Annotated in this window: 2 protein-coding genes and 1 tRNA gene; 2 read left to right on the forward strand and 1 reads right to left on the reverse strand. The window is 67.6% G+C overall.

Annotated elements, in window-relative coordinates:
* On the reverse strand, positions 1–1,298 hold a 1,298-nt coding region (locus tag ACAM49_RS39890; RefSeq protein WP_369640698.1), incomplete at its 3' end, for a DUF1254 domain-containing protein.
* A 239-nt stretch (positions 1,299–1,537) separates the two neighbouring features.
* On the opposite strand from ACAM49_RS39890, the gene ACAM49_RS39895 reads away from it, so the two are divergent.
* Together ACAM49_RS39895 and ACAM49_RS39900 are read left to right on the forward strand one after the other, a co-directional pair.
* Positions 1,538–1,610 (forward strand) — tRNA-Gly (locus ACAM49_RS39895).
* An 86-nt stretch (positions 1,611–1,696) separates the two neighbouring features.
* Positions 1,697–2,023 carry a hypothetical protein gene (locus tag ACAM49_RS39900; RefSeq protein WP_369640699.1) on the forward strand — a complete coding sequence of 109 codons (327 nt, stop codon included), beginning with the start codon at positions 1,697–1,699 and terminating at the stop codon, positions 2,021–2,023.
* The last annotated feature ends 258 nt before the right edge of the window (positions 2,024–2,281 follow it).

Raw genomic sequence — 2,281 nt, forward strand, 5'->3', positions numbered from 1 at the left:
CCGGAGGGGACTGTGGGGCCGGGGTCGGCGTTTTGGATGGTGATGTCGAAGGAGCCGTCGGGGTTCTTGGTGATGGGGATTTGGTGGCCTACGGCGTAGATGTTCGCGGGGTTGGGGACCAGGAAGCTGTCGGCGTCGTAGGCGGTGATGGACCAGAAGGCGTCTACGGGTGGGAGTTGGTCGGGGGTGAAGTGCAGGCGGAATCGTTGTGGGGTGCCGTTGATGTCGGCCATGCCGTTGAGGGTCGGGTAGAGGGCGTCCTGGGGCAGGTTCGCGCCCAGGCCGACCTGGGCGGTGCGGGCGCGCAGGGGGTAATCGGTGCCGTATGCCCCGACATTGGCCGAATACGACCAGCCGTTGACCTCCGTGGCCTGCGGGTTTCGGTAGTCGGCGAGCTGCTTCTTTCCGGCGGTGACACCGGCGTCGAGCACCGCGGCATCGGCGGTGGGGGTGCCGCCGGGGGTGATGCCCAAGGTGGCGAAGCGCTTCAGGGCGGGGGCGTCGCCAGCGGTGGCCGGGTCGGCGGCCATGAGCGCGCACAGCTTGGCGAAGAAGGCGGGGCCGTCCAGGTTCGCGACCTCCTTCGAGGGCGAGGAGCCCTTGAGACCGGAGCCGAAAACCACTCCGGGCGTTGAGATCTCGGGATCGGCCTGATACGCGCTCAGCGGGGCGAGCTTCATCTTCTCCTGGATGGCGCGCACGGCGGGGATGTCGTCGGTGCCGTTGACCTGGACGCGGCCGATGATCCAGACCGTATTCGTCGGCATCCGCAGCTGGGTCATGCCTGCGGGGACGGAGCCCGTCCAGCCGGGGCCGGTGATGAGATAGGTGAACGGCGGCGTCTGCTGGCCCGAATTCACCTGGGGGCGAACGCTGTTCGGGTCATGGGTGGTGTTGGTCCAGGCGTCGAGGAGCTGCATCAGCCAGTAGCGGTCGGCCTCCATGCCGGGGACCTGCAGCACCAGGGGTTCGGCGGTCAGGTCCAGCCAGGCCTGGGAGTAGAGGGTGTCCAGGTTCATGCGGACCACGTACCGGTCCTCGGAGGTCGGCAGGGAGTCGGCGTGGACGAACTGGTTGGTCGGGCCGCCCGCGGCGCGGGTGGCGTCCATGAGGACCAGCGGATAGCCGAAGACGTAAGCGTCGGCCGCGATAGCGGCGGGGTCAGCGCTGAGCGTGGTGGTGGGCGCGCTGCCGCCGTCCTTGTCCGAGCTGCACGCGGCCAGGGCGGCGCTCGCGGCCACCGCCAGACCCACGCCGAACAGCCCGCGCCGACTGATTCCGCCGGACAACTCCGCCACGCTGACCTCCCGATTTCGACAACTACTTGCACCCAGACTGCAATGTGGTTGAGTCGACGGCAACCACCGACCCCTGACACGCTGACACAGCCCACGGCCGGTTCGCTGAATTTCGCGGTCGAGCGCCCGGCGGCGCGCCGGAAAACTCGGGGTTTGCCAGGCGTTTTGGAAATGCGCGACGGGTCGGCTATCGTTCTCTCTCGCAGCCGGACGGGCCGAAACGCCCCGAAGGAAGCGATGCGGATGTAGCGCAGCTGGTAGCGCATCACCTTGCCAAGGTGAGGGTCGCGAGTTCGAATCTCGTCATCCGCTCAACACGACAACGAAAGTTGTTCTCGCGCAGTAGATCTCGCACACATCCCGGGCATGTCGCCATGATTTCGCGGTACCTTTGCCTGGTGACCATGTTGCTCAGCGCCTTCCACGACACTGTGCTCTCCCAGTTCGACACGGCGTTCTCCCAGCCCGCCGTGCTCGCGCAGCTCGGCAATCCCACCCCGGAGACACCGCCGGTCGCCGACAAGCTCCTCAAGCTCGTCCGCTACTTCACCTGGTTCGTGCTGCTCTCCGGCGTCCTGGGCATCACCTACGCGGGCGGCCGCTTCGCCTGGGAGAAGTGGTCCGGCGGCGGCCTCGCCTCGCCGAAGATGATCGCCGGAGCCATGATCGGCGGCATCATCGCCACCAGCGCCGGCACCATCATGAACGCCGCCATCGGCTCCTGACACCGCTCCCGCACGCACCCCGAGGCGGCCCAGAACGACAATGGGCCGCCGATCCGAATCGGCCGCTGCGGGCGCGGTACTCGGGATGTGTCGGTGGGCGGAGATACGCTCGTCGAACAGACTGGCGAAGACTAGGGGCCGCCTTGACGACGAGTGATGTACGCACCGGGCGCGATGGGTCGCGCAAGGATCCGGGCGGGGTGGGTGAGGATCCGGGGGACGGGGTGGATTTCGGGCTGGAGCAGGTCAATGAGGTGT

This window comes from Nocardia sp. JMUB6875 (genome assembly GCF_041154655.1).
In the GTDB taxonomy this organism is placed as follows: Bacteria; Actinomycetota; Actinomycetes; order Mycobacteriales; family Mycobacteriaceae; genus Nocardia.